Genomic DNA, 15,795 nt, shown 5'->3' with positions numbered 1-15,795 from the left:
TCACACCCGGGCCGCGGGCGGAGCGAGGGCGCCGAGGCCGACTGCGCCGGTCGACCTACTTGGATTCGACCCGGCCGAGCGGGTCGGGTCCGGCCGCCAACGCGGCACACGCCGCCTGCCAGGCGGGGTCCCCGGGGTAGAGCTCGCTGCGGAGGTAGGCGCAGGTGAGCCGCTGTACGACGGACACGCGCTCGGGGTTCTCGTCCGTGGTCTCGGCGACGTCGTACCCGGAGACCCCGCCGAGTCCGTGCTCCGCGTCGAACAGGGTGAGCAGCGCCTTGGGGCCCGGCGAGAGCGAGTACGGATCGGTGTGCCAGTCCGGGCCCAGAACCGTGAGATGCGAAGAGGTGTCCTTGTCGCCGGCGACCACGAGTGCGGGCGCCGTCATCGTGGAGAAGTCCGTGGTCGAGAAGGCGGGGTAGTTGTCCCTCACGAACTCGGTGAGGGCGTCGCCGCCTCTGCCGGGCGCGGCAAGGAGCACGCCCGCCTTGATCCGGGGCTCGGCCAGGTTCACTTCCGTTCCGTCGTCCGGGTCGGTGAGCCGTGCGCCCAGGAGCAGGCTCGCGGTGTGCCCGCCCATCGAGTGCCCGGCCACGGCGACCCTGGTGTGGTCAAGGCGCCCGAGGAGCTGGGGGACGGCGGCCTCGATCACGTCGAGCTGATCGAGGATGCGCGTCATGTCCTCGGCCCGCGATCGCCAATAGAGCGGAGCGCCGGGGGTGTCTGGGGCCAGGCTCAGCGTCGCCGAGCCCAGGTGGGTGGGCTGGATGACCGCGAAGCCGTGCGCCGCCCAGAAGTCGGCGAGCGGCGCGTAGCCGTTCAAGGAGGAGAGGTGGTTCGAGTGGCCCATGCCGTGGGAGAGGAGGACGACCGGCAGCCGGGCCCCGGTCGCCGGCGCGGAGACCCGCACCTCCAGGTCCACGGCCCGGCCGGGAGCGGACAACACGACCGGACTCACCGAAAGTACGGGAGTGGCTGGGCCGAAGCCGTCGATCGGTGTGTGAGTCGATGTACTCATGGTGCGCATTTCCCTTCCATGGCCTCTGCTGCCGCTCGGGCGACCGGGCGACGGGGAACGTGTGCGTCGCCTATACTCGAAACGGAGCGTTGTTCCACTTAATATACGGAGCGCTGTTCCGTTTTGTCAACGACCGTCGAAGGGGTCCGTGGTGCCCGCATCAAGCCCGCCCGGGGAAGGCCGGTCCCGCAGCAAGCGGGCCGACGCCGTGCGCAATCAGCAGACGCTGCTGGAGGCCGCGGCCGCGGTGTTCGTCAGCTCCGGCGTCGACGCGCCGATCCGTGAGATCGCGGCCAGGGCCGGCGTCGGGATGGGGACGATCTACCGCCACTTCCCGACGCGGGCCGATCTCGTCGTCGCCGTCTACCGGCACCAGGTGGAGGCTTGCGCCGAGGCCGGTCCGACGCTGCTGGCCGACTCCGCGTCCCCGCTCGCGGCACTTCGCCAGTGGGTCGACCTCTTCGTCGACTTCCTGGTCACGAAGCACGGACTCGCCAACGCGCTGCAATCGGACAGCAGTGGCTTCGACGCGCTGCACGCCCACTTCCTCGACCGCCTGGTGCCCGTCTGCGCACGGTTGCTCGACGCCGCGGTCGAGGCCGGCGAGATCGGGCCCGGCACGCACGCCTATGAACTGATGCGGGGCATCGGCAACCTCTGCATCGGGCGCGACAGCGATCCCCGCTACGACCCCCGACGCTTGGTCGAACTGCTCCTCAGGGGATTGGGGTCCCGGTAGCGGCCCGGGAGGACGGCGTGGGCGCGGGACGCGTCAGGACTTCGGCCCTCAGGGTGTTGCCGTGGCCGGAACGGCGCGGCGGGCGAGGGTGTCGGAGGTCCGGGCGGTGACGTAGAGGGATGCCGCGAGGGTGAGGACGAGCAGCGCGCCCACCGCGAAGACACTGCCGTCGGACACGGCGGGCGGGCTGCCGGCCTCGGAGCGGGCGGAGCCGCTGAGGAAGGGGACCACGGCCAGGACGGCGACCCCCAGGGCGACCTCGTCCCGGACCACCTTCGGGAAGTGCCGCAAGGTCAGGCGCAGCAGGGAGGACGTGTCGTCTTCCGCCCGGGCCTGCACGATGCGGGGCATCAGCCAGAACTGGTTGACGGCGCCGGCCGGCGAGCCTGGGTGTGGGAGAGCCCGGCGCAGTCGTACCCGCCGCTCGGATCCGGGGTGTACAACCAGTAGGTCGCCAGGAGCAGGAGCACGAGGGATATCGGTGTGATCAGGACGGACACCGTCGCGCACCGCCCCTGCCACGTCGACCATGCCGACGGTCCGTACCGGCGAGCGGCGCGGCGCAGGGCGGCGTACACCATCACGGAGCCGAGCGCGCACGCGAGGCCGGCCCACGAGGTGACGGACATCCGCGGGGAAGGGCCGAGGTAACGGCAGTGCCGGAAGGTGTCGGAGTCGAAGGTGATGCGTGCGACCAACAGCGCCGCCGAGACCGCCCACAGCAGCGGTGGGAGCAGCGCGCGGCGGCGCCAGGCGGGTGAGACGGCGGGGGTGGCGGCGGGGGCGTTCGTGGTCATCGGTACCAGTCCGGGGCCGGTCGGGGTCGGGTGGGGGTGGGGCGACGGTTGGAGGCGGGGGCGGTGTGCCTACCGCTTCTCCCACAGGGTCAGTTTGGTCGCGTAGTCGGGCAGGTCCTCGTCGGCGCCCTGCGTGATGCCGGTGACCTCCAGCATGGCGGCCGTACAGCGGTGTTGGCGATCTGCGCGGCGAGCGTGATGGCGCCGCCGTCGCCGTGGGGGTGCCGGCCGGTGGCCGCGACCGCCGCGATCAGGCCGAGCGAGAACACGTCGCCGGCCGGCCCGACGCGCTCGCCCAGCGCCTGCTCGGGTGACATGTATTGGGGGGTGCCGACCAACCGTCCCGAGTGGGTGAGTTGGGTGGCGTCCGCGGCCCGGGCGATCCCGAAGTCGATGACGTAGGGGCCGTCGGCGCCCAGCAGGATGTTGCCGGGCTTGAGGTCGCGGTGGACGACTCCCGCCGAGTGGATCGCGCTCAAGGCGCGGGCGATGCATCCGACGAGCTGGAAGACGGCCTGCGGCAGCGGCCCGTATCCGGCGAGCGCGTCGTGGAGCGCGAGGCCGGGCACAACGTCGATGCCGGCCAGGGCAGTTCACCGTTCGTGTCGTGGTCGACGACGGGGACGACGTGGTACCCCCGCACGCGCCGGGCCGCCTGCACCTCCTGCTCGAAGCGACGACGGAAGTCCGGCTCCCGCCCGAACTCGCGGCAGATCACCTTGAGCGCCACGGGCTGACCGCCGCGCGTGTGCGAGAGGTAGACGGTCCCCATGCCGCCTTCGCCGATCCGTGCCCGCAGCCGGTATCCGGCGATCTCCCGGGGATCGTCCCCCCGCAACTGCTCCGGTGCCGTGCCCGCCGCCATGTCCAAGCCCCCGCTCGTCGATCTCCATGTGCCGGGCGAGCGTATCCGAAACGCTTCCCCTGACCTCTGGGGTACGTGGCCCGGCCCCGGGGTTGCGCGGCCCGGCGGCGGTCTCCCCGCCGCGTTCCCCGCCCGCGTGGTCGATACTGGTAGCAACGGGCTTTTTCGGGCGTCCCGCCCGACGGGCACGGGAGGCGGTGGGCGCATGCATCCGACCGACGGTGGAACACCCGCGGGCTCCGCCGGCCCCGACCCCGGCCCCGGCCTCCCCGGCCCCGAGCCCGGCTCCGGCCGGTACGGCGAGGCGGTGTTCCGGCCCGGGCAGGCCGGCGAGGACGAGCGCATCGACCTCGGTGCGCTGGCCTACGACGACACCACCATCGCCCGGCTGCGGGAGCTGGGAGCGGGGCCCGGCTGGACCTGCCTCGACGTGGGGGCCGGCACGGGCAGCGTGGCCCGGCGCCTGCTGGGGGAACTCGGTGTCACGCGGGTGCTGGCGGTCGACCGTGACACCCGTTTCCTCGCCGCCCACCCACGGCCCGGCCTCGACTTCCTGGAGGCGGACCTCACCGACCCCGGCTTCGATCCCGGGCGGTTCCACCTGGTCCACGCCCGCTTCGTGCTGATGCACCTGCCCACCCGCTACCGACTGATGGCGCGCCTGCGTGAACTGCTGCTCCCCGGCGGGCTGCTGGTCCTCAGCGACGCGATCGATCCGGCCTCCGACACCGCGCCCCCCAGCCCGTACAGCCGGGCCGTGCAAGCCATGTGGCAGGGCCTGCACGACACCATCGGCACCGACGTGTCCTGGACACCGCGCTACCCGCACCTGCTGCGCGGTCTCGGACTGGAAACCGTGGCCGCCGAGATCCACGTCCCGCCGCTCGTCCCCGGCTCCGCGCTGAGCCGGTTCTGGGCGGACACCTGGGACCGGGCCCGAGAAGCCATGACCGGGACGGGACTGGTGGACGACGCGGACATCGACGCGGCGATCCGCTACCTGGACTCTCCCGGCTGCGCCGCCCTCTCACCCGGCATGATCACCGCGTGGGGCCGCCGGCCCGCCGCCGACACCCGGCCGGGCTGAGGCCGCCGCGTCCCCACCCACGCGGCGAGGGCCCCGTACGAGCCGGCGCACCCGCACCGACCAGACCAGCAGCGCCGCCAACGCGACCGAGGCGACCGCCGTGGACATCCCGACACGGACACCGAAGCGTACGGTGAGGGCCCCCGCCACCAGCGCGCCGAGCGGCACGCCCAGTCCCGAGGAGAGCATCCGACGCGTGGTGTTCACCCGGCCCTGGAGCTCCGCCGGCGTGACCTCCTGCGCGTAGGTCATCGTGTTGACCAGCACCACCAGATACACCGAGCCCCACAGGGCGAGCGCCGGCACCGCGACCCGCCAGTCGTGGACGGACACCACGCCGAGCCCCAGCAGCGCCCCCGCCGGCAGCACCGGCAGGAGGACGCGGAAGGCGTCCAGCCGGCGCCGCAGCCGGGGCAGGAGCAGCGCGCCGCCGATCCCGCCGGCGCTCCACGCCGCGTACAGGTATCCGATCCGCGCGTCCGTGCCGTGGAGCCCGAGGACCCGGTCGGCGTAGACGACCAGCTGGCCGACGATGGCGCCGCCGGCGAAGGACTGCAGCGTGCCGACCACGGTCATGGTGCGCAGCAACCGGTGCCCCACGAGAAACCGCAGCCCCTCGGCGACGGACTCCCTGACACCGGGACGGTCGACGGCCGGAGCCCGCCCGAGGGCCGGAGCCTTCCCGCCCGGCGTGCGAACGACGGCCCCGATCAGGAGGGCCGAGGCGAAGAAGGATACCGCGTCGACGGCCAGGGAGTCGGCCGGGCCCAGCAGGACCATCAGGACGCCCGCGACCGCCGTGCCGGTGATCCGGACGAGGGACTCCGCGCCGTGGACGAGGCCGTTGGCCCGGGCGAGGTTCTCCTTGCCCACCGTCTCGGGAACGAACCCGTACACCCCGGCGTCGAAGAACAGTGCCAGGCACGACGACAGCAGAGCCACCAGGATCAACTGGAGCCCGGTCAGCAGGCCGAGCGCGGCGGCCACCGGGAGGGAGCCCAGGCAGAGGGCGTTCAGCACGTCGGAGACCACCATCAGGCGACGGCGGTCGACACGGTCCGCCACCACGCCGGCCACCAGCCCGAACAGCAGGTACGGAAGGGTCCCCGACGCGGCGACGAGGGACAGCAGGAGCGGCGACCGCGTCCGCTGGTACGTCAGGACGGGGAGGACCACCGCGGTGACGGACGAACCCAGTGCGGAGACCGTCCTGGACAGGAGGAAAAAGCGAAAACCCCTCGGTTTCCCGAGGGGTCGTGGGGCCGGGGGCGCGGATCGCGCGGATTCCGGGGGGTGGAGGGGGCTCACGGGTTTCGCGGATTCCGGGGGGTCACCGACGGTCTGCGGCTCTGCGTTCGAAGACATGGTGATGTATAGGCAGACCCCGGAGCGGGGGTCAACCCGGGTTCCCGGCGCCGGAGCGCCCCCGCCCGGGGCGGCGTGCGCGGCAGGCCGCATACTCGGTGATCGTCGCGCAGACGTGGCCGCGACGGTGGCCGCGCTCCGCGCTCGCTCCGGAAGGGTTGATGGGGGACATGAAGGAAATGAACGAACTGGCCGTGCCGGAAGTGGTGGACAGCCCCGCCCTGCGACCACAACCGAGTGGAGGGCTGGCGCGGTGGCTGCTGCGCCACCGGGTACAGCCGGTCGGGCCGGCGGCCGGCGAGGGGCACAACGAGCCGCACGCCTGGTGGAAGGTGATGTGTCTGACCGGCGTCGACTACTTCTCCAGCCTGGCCTACGTACCGGCGATCGCCGCGCTCGCGGCCGGCGCGGTCTCGCCCCTGGCCACGCTGGTGATCGTCGCACTGACCCTGTTCGGCATGCTGCCGATGTACCGCAGGGTGACGAAGGAGAGTCCGCACGGTGCCGGCTCGGTGGCCATGCTGGAGGACCTGCTGCCCTTCTGGCGCGGCAAGTTGTTCGTACTGGTCCTGTTGGGCTTCGTCGCCACCTCGTGGGTCATCACCATCACCCTCTCGGCGGCGGACGCGTCCGTGCACGTCGTGGAGAACCCCTCCTTCCCCCAATCGCTCCACGGTCACGAGGTGGCCATCACGGTGGGGATGCTGCTGCTCCTGGGCGGCGTGTTCCTGCTCGGGTTCAGCGAGGCGGTCAGCGTCGCCATCCCCTTGGTCGCCGTCTTCCTGCTCCTCAACGCGGTGACCATCGGCGTCGGCACGGTCGACGTGTTCACCACCCCCGGCGCGTGGTCGGCCTGGACGGACGCCCTCGCCGCGGGCGGAGGCAGCCTCGGCGACCTGGCCGGACCGGCACTGCTGGCGTTCCCCCTGCTCGTCCTCGGCCTGTCGGGGTTCGAGACCGGCGTGAGCATGATGCCGCTCGTCGCGGCCGAGGGCGCCGACCCCGAGGAACGCCTGCGGTCCCGGGTCCGCAACACCCGCAAGCTCCTGACCACGGCCGCGCTCGTGATGAGCGTCTACCTGCTGGCGGCGAGTTTCGTCACCACGGTCCTCATCCCGCACAAGGAGTTCGAACCCGGCGGCGCGGCCAACGGCCGTGCGCTGGCCTGGCTCGCCCACGAACACGTCGGCGAGGCCTTCGGCACCGTCTACGACATCAGCACCATCCTGATCCTGTGGTTCGCGGGCGCTTCGGCCATGGCGGGCCTGATCAACATCGTGCCCCGCTACCTGCCCGACTACGGGATGGCCCCCGAATGGGGCCGCGCGGTACGGCCCGTCGTCCTCGTCTACACCGTCCTGTGCGTCGCCCTCACCATCGCCTTCGGCGCCGACGTCAACGCCCAGGCCGGCGCCTACGCCACCGGCATCCTCGCCATGATGGTCTCCGGCGCCTTCGCCGTCACCGTCTCGGCCCTGCGCCGCCGCCGGCGGGCCGCGACCGCGGGATTCGCGGTACTGACCGCGGTGCTGCTCTACGCGCTCGTCGCCAACATCGTCGACAAGCCCGACGGCATCACCATCTCGGGGATGTTCATCGCCGGCATCGTCATCGTGTCCCTGGTCTCCCGCGTCTCGCGCACCACCGAACTGCGGGCCGACCGGATCGTCTTCGACGACGCGGCGCGCCGATTCGTCACCGACACCCTCGCCCACGACAACGCCATCAACATCATCGCCAACCGGCGTGAGGCGGGGGACCGGGACGAGTACGCCGGCAAGGAACGGGAGCAGCGCGGCACCAACCCGGTCCCCGGACCGGCCGACGTCCTGTTCCTGGAGATCGACGTCGTGGACCCCTCCGACTTCAGCGAGACCCTCACCGTGCGCGGTGTCGAGGTCGACGGGTACCGCGTCCTGCGGGCCGACGCACCGGCCGCGCCCAACGCCATCGCCGCGATCCTCCTCGCCCTGCGCGATACGACCGGCGTCCGGCCGCACTGCTACTTCGCCTGGGCGGAAGGGAGCCCGCTGCGGCACATGTTCCGCTACTTCCTGCTCGGCCGGGGCGACACCGCGCCCGTCACCCGGGAGATCATCCGCAAGCACGAACCCCGCGCCGACCGGCGCCCGGGCATCCACGTCGGCGACTGAGGGCCACCGGGGCGCGTTCGGGGCGCACGCCGACCGCGCCCCGTGCTTCGGCCCGGGGGCTTGCGGGGGTCGCCGTGCGGGCATGTCCCTGGTGACCGGTGGCGGGAGGCCGTGTGCCGGACGGGATGTGGAAGGAAGGCACTGTGACCGACAACCATTCCCTGGAACCCGTGGCGACGTTCTGCGGCAAATGCGACTGTGGTTGCCCGCAGTTGTTCGTCGACGAGACCGCGCCCGTCGAACGGCGGATCGTCATCACCGACGACTTCGGGCAGCGCGTGGAGATGAGCGCCGACCAGTTCGGCTCACTGGTCGAGGACGCCAAGGCGGGCAAGCTGGACGCCGTTGCCCTCGGCGGTGCCGCCCTGGCGTAGCGGGGCTTCACCGACTCACACGCGCTGCCGGCGGGGACGGCCGTCCGGCATGGCGGGCCCGGGCGTCGGCTCGGGGCCCCGCAGGTGCAGGTCCCTGATGGTGGCGGCCGTCTCGCGCTGGAAGTGCTCCCAGGAGACCAGCCGCAGCCAGGTCGGGTCCGGCCGGTTGGGCACGGTGGCGCCGCGCGCCGCCCACTCCCGGGCGAGTTCGTCGAACAACGGGGCGGACCCGGCGGCGTGCGACGGCTGGCGCGGCACGAACAAGCTGCGGACGCCGTCGTCCGCGGCCCGGTGCCGCGCCGTGGTGGGCGAGGAGTGCGTCGTCGTCATGCCTGCGAAAACGATTCATCGTCCCACCGGACACGCCCCCCAGGGGTGGTCGGCGCGCTCGGTGGCAGAGGGCCGCGCTGTCCTGCGCATACGTCGCGAACTCCGCCCGTGGGGCGACGGCGGTCTCGCCGGCCGGCAGGGGGGTGCTCGCGTACCGCTCGGCGAGCGACGCCACGGCCGGGGGGCCGGCCGGCCCGTACGCAGCACAGGGCGGCGAGCCCGCCGGAGCCTCCCGGCCGGACCCCCCGGACCGCGTCACCGTCCACGGCCGGATCGCCCGCCCGGCTCCGCGGCCGGGAGGTGGTCTCTCGGCGGGCCGGGGAACTCCGGCCGTCGTCAGTCGCCTTGATCACCGATGCGGGGTGACGGGTACTGGCAGGGCCGTCGCCGGTCACGGGTCCCGCAGGGCCACGGCGGCGCAGTGGCCGTCCGGGACCAGGGCGTCGGTCAGCGTCCACCCCGGCAGGCGGGCCGGGACCGGGCCCGAACCCACGTAGTCCGCCGCCGGGTTCTCCGACAGACCCACCCCCAGACCCTTGAGGTACGCCTCCTTGCGGGTCCACACCCGCGTGAAGGCCAGGGAGCGGTCCGCCGCCGGGAGGGCGGCGAGCTCCGCCGCCTCCCTCGGGTGCAGGACGTCGGCGGTCTCCGCGATCGACTGGGGCAGGACCAACTCCTCCACGTCCACCCCGACCGGGGCGGTCGCGAAGGCCAGCAGGCTGATCCCCGTGCAGTGCGAGAGGGAGAAGTGCAGGGACCCGCCCGGAAGCACCGGACGCCCGTGCGGCTCGTCGCAGTGCGTGCAGGGCGCCCGTTCCACGACCACCTCCCGCGCCGGCATGCCCAGGTAGGCGCCGAGCAGCCGGCGCAGCGCCACGTGGGCGCAGACGTAGCTGTCGCGGTCCGCCGCCCGGACGAACTCGGCCGCGCGGGCCAGTTCCTGGGCGTCCAGGGTGCCGGGGGCGTGCCGGGAGGCGTGCGCCCGGTAGGCGGTCGTGTCGACGAGCCACAACTGCGGACTCGCCGCCACCAACACGGCCTCGGCCGCTCCCGGCCCCGGCCCCGGCCCCGACAGCGGGGTCGGTACGAGCAGGTGAACAGTGCCCGGATTCATCGCGGGAACCTCCTCACACGGCCGCGGGGACGGGGAGCCGCACCGGCGCCGGCTCCGCCGCCTTGGCGGGGTGCCGCAGCGCCAGGACGGCCGCGAGCGGCGAGACGAACGCGATGGCCCCGCACAGCAGCCAGGTGGTCTGGACGCCGAGGGCCAGGGACAGCGAGCTGAACACGGCGATGGAGATCGGGGCCGTGCCGATACCGGCGAGGGAGAGCGTCGACATCGCGGCGCCCATCCGCTCCTCGGGCGCCGACTGCTGGTACAGCGTGACGATGGCCGGCCCGTTCAGGCCCGAGAGCAGGCCGACGCCGGCGGCGACCGCGGTGAGGGAGACCACGGACGGCATGAGGGCCATCACCAGGATTCCCGCGGCCAGTCCGGCGCCGGTGACGACGAGCCGTACGAACATCGGGATGCGGTGCGCCATGGCCGCGCCGACCGCGCTGGAGCCGAGCGCGCCCACGCTGAACGCCGCCAGGACCACCCCGACCGCGCTGACGCCCCACCCGCGTTCGGAGACCAGCAGCGGCAGCGCCACCTCGGCCGGCCAGCTGAACGCCATGTCCAGGCACAGGGCCGCCACGAACATCCAGCGCAGCCGGGGGTGGCGGGCCAGCAGCCGGAAGCCGTCCCCGGAGCGCTTGACCAGGGAGACGCCGGGCTCGGGCGCGGGTCGGGCGAAGCCGTGCGTGACGTGCAGCAGGCAGCCGAGCCAGATCGCGCCCGTGACGGCTCCGACGAGCATCGCCAGCCACAGCTCCCCGACGGTGATCAGGAACGCGCCGGCCGGGGCGCCGAGGATCGGCGCGACCCGGAGCACCATGGAGTAGAGCGAGTTGGCCCGGGCGAGCTGGTCACCGCGGGCGAACATCGGCAGCAGTACCCCGGAGGCGGGTCCCGCCAGGCCCAGCAGGACCCCTTCGACCAAGGCGATCACCACCAGCGGCCACAGCAGGTGCGTCGTCGCGGTGACGACCGCCCCGGCGCCGAGCACGGCGACGCGGGCGGAGGTGGTCCGCAGCAGGACGAAGCGCGGGCCCAAGGTGTCGGCCACCGCCCCGCCGAAGATCAGCATCAGGGCCCGGGGGACGGTGGCGGCCAGGGTCAACAGGGTGACCGCGCCGGTACCGCCGAGCTGGACGGCGGTCCAGTTCATGGCGATGAGCAGCGCGAAGCTGCCGAGCTGGACTGCGGCTTGGCCGCCGACCAGGGAACTCACGCGGCCCCACTGGACGGTGGGAGCCGCGGCGGGCGTCTGTACGGGGGTTTCCATGGTCAACCTGTTCTCGGTGAGGGACGGGTGAGCGGTACGGGACCGCGTGGGCGGTATGTGACCGCTCGGGCGGTACGGGGCCACGGGGCGGGGCCGGGTCAGCGGGTGCGCCGCAGGGCGACGGCGACGGCGCGTTCCGCGGCCCGGGCCAGATCGGCGACGCGTGGCGGCCCGCCGGGGCCGCGCAGGACGAGGTGGCCACCGAGGTGGCCCAGCCCCGCCCGGGTCAGGGCCCGCGAGGCGGCGGCGCCGGCCCCGTCGGCGCCCGGGGCGGCGGGGGTGACCGTGATTCCGGGGAGGTCGGAGAGCCGGAACCGGGCCCGGACGAGGCGGGGTCCGCGCCCGACCGGCCGGCCGCGCCGGGGTCGGGTCGCGGCCCCGGAACGGCCGCCCGGCCGCAACCGCAGCCGCAGCCGGGGCCCCCCTCCGGGCCGGGGCGCGGGGACCGGACGGGCCGTCACGACCGGGCCCCGGTCGGGACGCCCGCCGGGGCCGGCGCCCCCTGTTCGGCGGCGCCGGGCGACCACAGGTCCTCCGGCCCCAGATCCGCTGCCCGGTACTTGCCGACGGCGCTCACCAGGAGCCGGATCTCCAGGGCCAGCGCCCCCACCAGCCGGACCAGACCCTCGCGCGGATCCTCGTCCACCGCGAGCAGCGCCGCCCGGCCCAGGCCCACGGCCGTCGCCCCGAGCGCCAGCGCCCGCACGGCCCGGCCGCCTTCCCAGATCCGGCCCGTGGCGAGCAGGTTCCCGGCCGGGGGGCCGATGCGGCGCAGGCACTCCCCGAGCGGCAGGCCGACCTGGTCGAGGAAGACACGGGGCGCCCAGCCGGTGCCGCCCTCGGCGCCGTCCACCGTCACCGCGTCGGCGCCCGCCGCCCAGGCGGTGACGGCGGCCCGGGCGATGTCCCGGCCGGGGTGGAACTTGACCCAGGTGCGGGCCAGCGGGAAGTTGTTCCGCATGAACCGGAGCTGCTGGCGGACGATCTCCTCGGTGAAGGTGCCCGGGGTCGCGCAACGCAGCAGCCGCTCCCCGTCGCCCAGCAGGTCCCGTACGGTGAACCGCCCGGCCAGCCGCTCGGCTTCGGCGGCGCCGACCACCGTCATCCCGCCGAGCCCGGGCTTCGCCCCTTGGCCCACCTTCAGTTCGAAGCCGAGCCGGCCGGAGTCCCGCAGGGTCCGGGTGCCGGGGTCGCTGTAGAGGAGGTTCCAGACCTCCGAGTCGGCGTCCTCGGTGGACTGCTGCACCACCACACCGCCGACCCCGTCCGGGACGCTCTCCGCGTACGCCGCGATCCGCTCCAGCAGCGCCGACCGCGTACCGTCGCCGCCGCGGGCGTACCCGTGCACCGGCACCATGTTCTCGCCGATCACCATCGGGATCCCGAGCAGTGCCGCTTGTCGGCCGGCCGCCACGCCGAGGTCTCCGCTGCCCGCCCGGGTGGACCCGAACGCCGAGAGGTAGAGGGGCAGTTCGGCGGCGAATCCACCGACGCCCGTCCGCAGGTCCACGTCCTCGTACGAGGGCTCGCGGCCCAGCTCGATCAGCTTCTCCAGCCGCCTCGGCATGAACACCGGCGGCACGAGTCGCAGTTCGTCCAGCGGGTCCCCTGCCGGCTCCTGCGCCGCGGCCCCGTACAGGCGCGCACCGTAGGAGTCCGCGGCCGGGAACACCTCGGCCGTGCCCGCGCGGGCCCGGGCCCGTACCGCCTGCTCGGGGAAGCCCGCCGCGTCCAGTGCCCCGCTCACGGCGCGATCACCCCCGGCGGCTTCGGGTAGGCGCTGACCTGCCACAGGGCGTCGAGCCCGGTGAGGAAGCGGACCAGGCGCTGCAGGCCCATCCCGAATCCGGCACTGGCCTCGATGCCCTCGCGGGCGAGCTCCAGGTACCAGGCGTACTTGGCCGGGTTCTCGCCGCTCTCCCGCATCCGCGTGACGATCGTCGCGTAGTCCGATTCGCGTTCGCTGCCGCTGACCAGCTCCCCGTACCCGCCGTGCGCGATCAGGTCGAAGTTGCGCAGCACACCGGGGCGTTCGGGATCCTCGCGGTCGTAGAAGCCGCGTGAGCCCTTGGGGTAGTCGTCGATGAAGAACGGCCGGTCGGCCTCCAGGGAGAGCACCTTCTCGCCCGCCCAGTCGATCTCCGCGTCCGGGCTCTGCGGGTGGCCCCGGTCGATCAGGCGGGCCACCGCCTCCTCGTGGGTGCGGGAGTCGAACTTGCCCTGCCGGAGTTCGGTGAAGTCCGTCTCGTCGCGGCCCAGTCCGCGCAGGACGTCCGCTGCCGTCGCCCACACGTGGTCCACGACGTGCGTCAGCAGACCTGCCACGATCTCCTGTACGTCGTGGCGCGTGGCGCCGGCCATCTCCACGTCGATCTGGTGGAACTCCACGAGGTGTCGGCCGGTTGAAGCGGTCTCCGGCGGCTCCACGCGCACGTTCGGCGCGATGTAGAACAGTCGGGGGAAGCCCCGCAGCGACGCCTGCTTGTAGAGGATCGCGCTGGTCATCAGCTTGTACGGCTCGCCGTAGTAGTCGACGTCCAGGGCCTTGGCGCCCCGGCCGCCCGGATCGGTGACCGGGCCGACCAGCGGCGGGAGCAGTTCCACGAAGCCCTCGCCGCGCAGGAACTCCCGCGCAGCGTGGAGGGCTTCCTGCTGGACCAGCATCGCGGAGCGCAACTGCGGCGAGCGCAGGTGCTCACCGAGCGGGGGAGGGGTGTGAAGCTCCATGTCGACTCCTGTCGAGAGCGAGTTGCGTTGGGGTGTCGAGCGGCGGGACGGGCCGTGCGCGGGCCGGTTCACCCGGCGGCCTCGTCCGCGTCGTAGCGCCGGGCCATCGCGTGGACGGCCGCGAGCAGCCCGTCCGAGGTCAGCGGGGCACGGCCGGCGCGCAGGGCGGTGCGGGCGACCGGCATGGCGCCCACCTCGGACCAGCGCAGCCGCCCGTCCGGGGCGACGAAGCTGCGCGAGCGGCCCGCGTTGTCCGGGTGCAGGCAGTACGGGACGTCCAGCACGCCCCGCGCGAAGGCCGTCCGCAGCGAGCGCCCGAGGTCTTCGCCGAGATCCAGCACGGCCTCCACGAAGGCACGCGCCTCCCGGTAGACCTCGCTGTCCGCCGGATCCCCGGACAGCGCGGGTCGCTCGGTCAGCGCGGCGGTCGCCGCGGCCGTCTCCAGCGCCCGTACGTTCTCCCAAACGGTCGGGATGCGGTGCGCCTCGGCGGCCGTCTTCACGATCAGCCGCTGCGCCCCGGAGCGGACGGCGAGTCGCGCCGAAGCCTCCAGGAGGCGGGTGGCGCCGCGGGCGGTGTGCGGGAAGACCCCCATGTAGGTGTAGAGGACGATGTGCCGGTCCACCTGGGGCGGCAGGAACTCCTCGGCCAGCCGGCCCAGGGCGCGCACCGCCTCGGTGTCCTGGGCGGGATCGGTCTGCTGGGCATAGCTGAGGGAGACGGACCGGATGCCGTGCCGGGCGAAGAACATGCCCTCCAGCAGGCTCAGTGCCACCAGCAGTCCGGGCGGGCAGAGTTGGCCGAGCATGCAGCCGCCGAAGCTCTCCAGGTGGGGCGTCCGCGGGGGCGGCGCCAGGGCCGCCAGCAGTTCGCAGCAGCGGGCCCAGTTGTCCACGGACTCGGCCAGCGGGGTCCGCCCGTAGGGCAGGCAGTAGGAGACGGGGCCGCCCTCGGTGGCGTCCAGTCCGACGGCGGTGAGCGCGCGGACGATGGCCTCGGGGCGGGAGGAGCCGTGGCGGACCTGGACGGGGAAGCCGGCGTCGAGGACCCCGTCGAGGAGGGCGCGGGTGCGTTCGGTGCGGTGGGTGGCGATCGGGTAGCCGTTGAGCGGGGTCCCCTCGGCCACGGCCGCGCGTGCGGCGGCGTGGGCGCCGACCCGGGTGTAGCTGTCGATGGTGAGGGTGCCGACGGTGGTGGCGACGGCGGATTTGGTCCGCTCCAGGCCGTCCCGCATCCGGCGCGGATCGCTGAAACCCATCCGGGGTTGGACGACGAGCTGACCGGCGGCGGCGCACGCGCCGACGAAGGCGCCGAACGAGGCGGTGCCGCCGGCGGGGACGGTGGGGAAGAGCCTGGCCACGTTCGGTGCGGCGAGCGTGGCGGCCGTCATGCGACGGCCTGCCCACCGGCACCCGCACCGACGCTGACGCCGGCAGCCGCACCGACGCGGACCTCGACGCGGGTGCCGGCCAGGGAGCCCAGGTACGCGCGCAGTCGCCCGATGTCGCCGTCGTCGAAGACGGCGTCGACGCCCGCGTCCAGGAGCCGTGCCCGCCGGCGCGGGTCCACCTCGCCGGCCACCCCGAGCTTCCCGCCGATGACGACGGGCACGGTCAGCCCGGCGGCCCGCAGGGCCCGCACCGCGCCGAGTCCGTCCCGGTAGCCGTGACCGTTGACGCTGCTGACCACGACGAGGTCCGGGTCCCGGTCCGCGCAGACGCCGACGAGCAGGTCGTCCGGCACGCAGGGGCCCAGGTTGTGGACCCGGTGCCCGGACTCCTCCAGCAGGAGCTGGAGGTAGACGAGATTCCAGGTATGGGAATCGGATGCCGTTCCGGTCAGCAGGATGTTCATATTCCGTCGTCGCATACCGAGAAATATAGAAAGCGCCGGACCGGTCGAGGGGAAGTTCCGGCGGCAGTATGGAGGAATTCCGGCGGCGCGGGGTC

At 73.6% G+C, this 15,795-nt stretch carries 16 protein-coding genes and 1 pseudogene; 4 read left to right on the top strand and 13 right to left on the bottom strand.

Going from position 1 to position 15,795, the window contains the following annotated elements; translation table 11 throughout:
• Window positions 1-55: 55 nt before the first annotated feature.
• A complete protein-coding gene (locus ACFVXJ_RS24170; RefSeq protein ID WP_389664609.1) occupies window positions 56-1,018 on the bottom strand; it encodes an alpha/beta hydrolase family protein in 963 nt (320 codons plus the stop codon).
• A 151-nt stretch (window positions 1,019-1,169) separates the two neighbouring features.
• Between ACFVXJ_RS24170 and ACFVXJ_RS24165 the strand changes: the two genes are divergently transcribed.
• On the top strand, window positions 1,170-1,757 hold the full coding sequence (locus ACFVXJ_RS24165; RefSeq protein WP_389664607.1) for a TetR/AcrR family transcriptional regulator: 588 nt from the start codon (window positions 1,170-1,172) through the stop codon (window positions 1,755-1,757).
• A gap of 48 nt (window positions 1,758-1,805) precedes the next feature.
• Here the strand turns inward: ACFVXJ_RS24165 and ACFVXJ_RS24160 are convergent, their stop codons facing one another.
• The 3 genes and pseudogenes from ACFVXJ_RS24160 to ACFVXJ_RS24150 form a co-directional block, all read right to left on the bottom strand.
• Window positions 1,806-2,108 carry a hypothetical protein gene (locus ACFVXJ_RS24160; RefSeq protein ID WP_389664605.1) on the bottom strand — a complete coding sequence of 101 codons (303 nt, stop codon included), beginning with the start codon at window positions 2,106-2,108 and terminating at the stop codon, window positions 1,806-1,808.
• A complete protein-coding gene (locus tag ACFVXJ_RS24155) occupies window positions 2,108-2,554 on the bottom strand; it encodes a hypothetical protein (RefSeq protein WP_389664603.1) in 447 nt (148 codons plus the stop codon). Before ACFVXJ_RS24155 ends, ACFVXJ_RS24160 begins: the two co-directional genes overlap by 1 nt.
• 155 nt (window positions 2,555-2,709) lie before the next feature.
• Window positions 2,710-3,326: pseudogene (locus tag ACFVXJ_RS24150) on the bottom strand (serine/threonine-protein kinase); the annotation flags it as partial.
• A gap of 298 nt (window positions 3,327-3,624) precedes the next feature.
• Here ACFVXJ_RS24150 and ACFVXJ_RS24145 point away from each other — a divergent pair.
• On the top strand, window positions 3,625-4,506 hold the full coding sequence (locus ACFVXJ_RS24145; protein WP_389664601.1) for a class I SAM-dependent methyltransferase: 882 nt from the start codon (window positions 3,625-3,627) through the stop codon (window positions 4,504-4,506).
• Here ACFVXJ_RS24145 and ACFVXJ_RS24140 read toward each other — a convergent pair.
• Window positions 4,447-5,814 carry an MFS transporter gene (locus tag ACFVXJ_RS24140; RefSeq protein WP_389664599.1) on the bottom strand — a complete coding sequence of 456 codons (1,368 nt, stop codon included), beginning with the start codon at window positions 5,812-5,814 and terminating at the stop codon, window positions 4,447-4,449. The genes ACFVXJ_RS24145 and ACFVXJ_RS24140 overlap by 60 nt on opposite strands.
• Window positions 5,815-6,041: 227 nt before the next feature.
• Here ACFVXJ_RS24140 and ACFVXJ_RS24135 point away from each other — a divergent pair, with 227 nt between their 5' ends.
• Together ACFVXJ_RS24135 and ACFVXJ_RS24130 are read left to right on the top strand one after the other, a co-directional pair.
• On the top strand, window positions 6,042-8,024 hold the full coding sequence (locus ACFVXJ_RS24135; RefSeq protein ID WP_389664597.1) for an amino acid transporter: 1,983 nt from the start codon (window positions 6,042-6,044) through the stop codon (window positions 8,022-8,024).
• Window positions 8,025-8,167: 143 nt separating this feature from the next.
• On the top strand, window positions 8,168-8,398 hold the full coding sequence (locus ACFVXJ_RS24130; RefSeq protein WP_389664596.1) for a hypothetical protein: 231 nt from the start codon (window positions 8,168-8,170) through the stop codon (window positions 8,396-8,398).
• Between the two features lie 15 nt (window positions 8,399-8,413).
• Here ACFVXJ_RS24130 and ACFVXJ_RS24125 read toward each other — a convergent pair whose 3' ends face one another.
• From ACFVXJ_RS24125 to ACFVXJ_RS24090, 8 genes are all read right to left on the bottom strand, one after another.
• Window positions 8,414-8,728 carry a hypothetical protein gene (locus ACFVXJ_RS24125; RefSeq protein WP_389664594.1) on the bottom strand — a complete coding sequence of 105 codons (315 nt, stop codon included), beginning with the start codon at window positions 8,726-8,728 and terminating at the stop codon, window positions 8,414-8,416.
• Window positions 8,729-9,119: 391 nt separating this feature from the next.
• Window positions 9,120-9,842 (bottom strand): 4'-phosphopantetheinyl transferase family protein, encoded by a 723-nt coding sequence (locus ACFVXJ_RS24120; protein ID WP_389664592.1) that lies wholly within the window; start codon window positions 9,840-9,842, stop codon window positions 9,120-9,122.
• A gap of 13 nt (window positions 9,843-9,855) precedes the next feature.
• Entirely contained in the window at window positions 9,856-11,118 is a 1,263-nt protein-coding gene (locus ACFVXJ_RS24115; protein ID WP_389664590.1) for an MFS transporter, read from the bottom strand.
• A gap of 98 nt (window positions 11,119-11,216) precedes the next feature.
• Entirely contained in the window at window positions 11,217-11,579 is a 363-nt protein-coding gene (locus tag ACFVXJ_RS24110) for a hypothetical protein (RefSeq protein ID WP_389664589.1), read from the bottom strand.
• Entirely contained in the window at window positions 11,576-12,865 is a 1,290-nt protein-coding gene (locus ACFVXJ_RS24105) for a glutamate synthase-related protein (protein WP_389664587.1), read from the bottom strand. Before ACFVXJ_RS24105 ends, ACFVXJ_RS24110 begins: the two co-directional genes overlap by 4 nt.
• Window positions 12,862-13,845: an asparagine synthetase A gene (locus ACFVXJ_RS24100; protein WP_389664586.1), complete on the bottom strand. Its 984-nt coding sequence runs from the start codon at window positions 13,843-13,845 to the stop codon at window positions 12,862-12,864. Before ACFVXJ_RS24100 ends, ACFVXJ_RS24105 begins: the two co-directional genes overlap by 4 nt.
• Window positions 13,846-13,913: 68 nt before the next feature.
• Complete coding sequence (locus ACFVXJ_RS24095) at window positions 13,914-15,236, bottom strand: methylaspartate mutase (protein WP_389664584.1); 1,323 nt, start codon at window positions 15,234-15,236, stop codon at window positions 13,914-13,916.
• Entirely contained in the window at window positions 15,233-15,715 is a 483-nt protein-coding gene (locus ACFVXJ_RS24090; protein ID WP_389664582.1) for a cobalamin B12-binding domain-containing protein, read from the bottom strand. The genes ACFVXJ_RS24095 and ACFVXJ_RS24090 overlap by 4 nt, the downstream gene beginning before the upstream one ends.
• Window positions 15,716-15,795 lie beyond the last annotated feature (80 nt).

This window comes from Streptomyces sp. NPDC058279 (genome assembly GCF_042881255.1).
GTDB lineage: Bacteria > Actinomycetota > Actinomycetes > Streptomycetales > Streptomycetaceae > Streptomyces.
Note: the sequence above shows the minus strand (reverse complement) of the source record. Positions and strands in the feature narration are given on the sequence as shown.

Coding starts and splice junctions, on each gene's coding strand:
- ACFVXJ_RS24095 (WP_389664584.1), bottom strand. CDS start 15,236: ATGACGGCCGCCACGCTCGCCGCACCGAACGTGGCCAGGCTCTTCCCC.
- ACFVXJ_RS24090 (WP_389664582.1), bottom strand. CDS start 15,715: ATGCGACGACGGAATATGAACATCCTGCTGACCGGAACGGCATCCGAT.
- ACFVXJ_RS24135 (WP_389664597.1), top strand. CDS start 6,042: ATGAAGGAAATGAACGAACTGGCCGTGCCGGAAGTGGTGGACAGCCCC.
- ACFVXJ_RS24100 (WP_389664586.1), bottom strand. CDS start 13,845: ATGGAGCTTCACACCCCTCCCCCGCTCGGTGAGCACCTGCGCTCGCCG.
- ACFVXJ_RS24115 (WP_389664590.1), bottom strand. CDS start 11,118: ATGGAAACCCCCGTACAGACGCCCGCCGCGGCTCCCACCGTCCAGTGG.
- ACFVXJ_RS24155 (WP_389664603.1), bottom strand. CDS start 2,554: ATGACCACGAACGCCCCCGCCGCCACCCCCGCCGTCTCACCCGCCTGG.
- ACFVXJ_RS24160 (WP_389664605.1), bottom strand. CDS start 2,108: ATGCCCCGCATCGTGCAGGCCCGGGCGGAAGACGACACGTCCTCCCTG.
- ACFVXJ_RS24120 (WP_389664592.1), bottom strand. CDS start 9,842: ATGAATCCGGGCACTGTTCACCTGCTCGTACCGACCCCGCTGTCGGGG.
- ACFVXJ_RS24145 (WP_389664601.1), top strand. CDS start 3,625: ATGCATCCGACCGACGGTGGAACACCCGCGGGCTCCGCCGGCCCCGAC.
- ACFVXJ_RS24170 (WP_389664609.1), bottom strand. CDS start 1,018: ATGAGTACATCGACTCACACACCGATCGACGGCTTCGGCCCAGCCACT.
- ACFVXJ_RS24125 (WP_389664594.1), bottom strand. CDS start 8,728: ATGACGACGACGCACTCCTCGCCCACCACGGCGCGGCACCGGGCCGCG.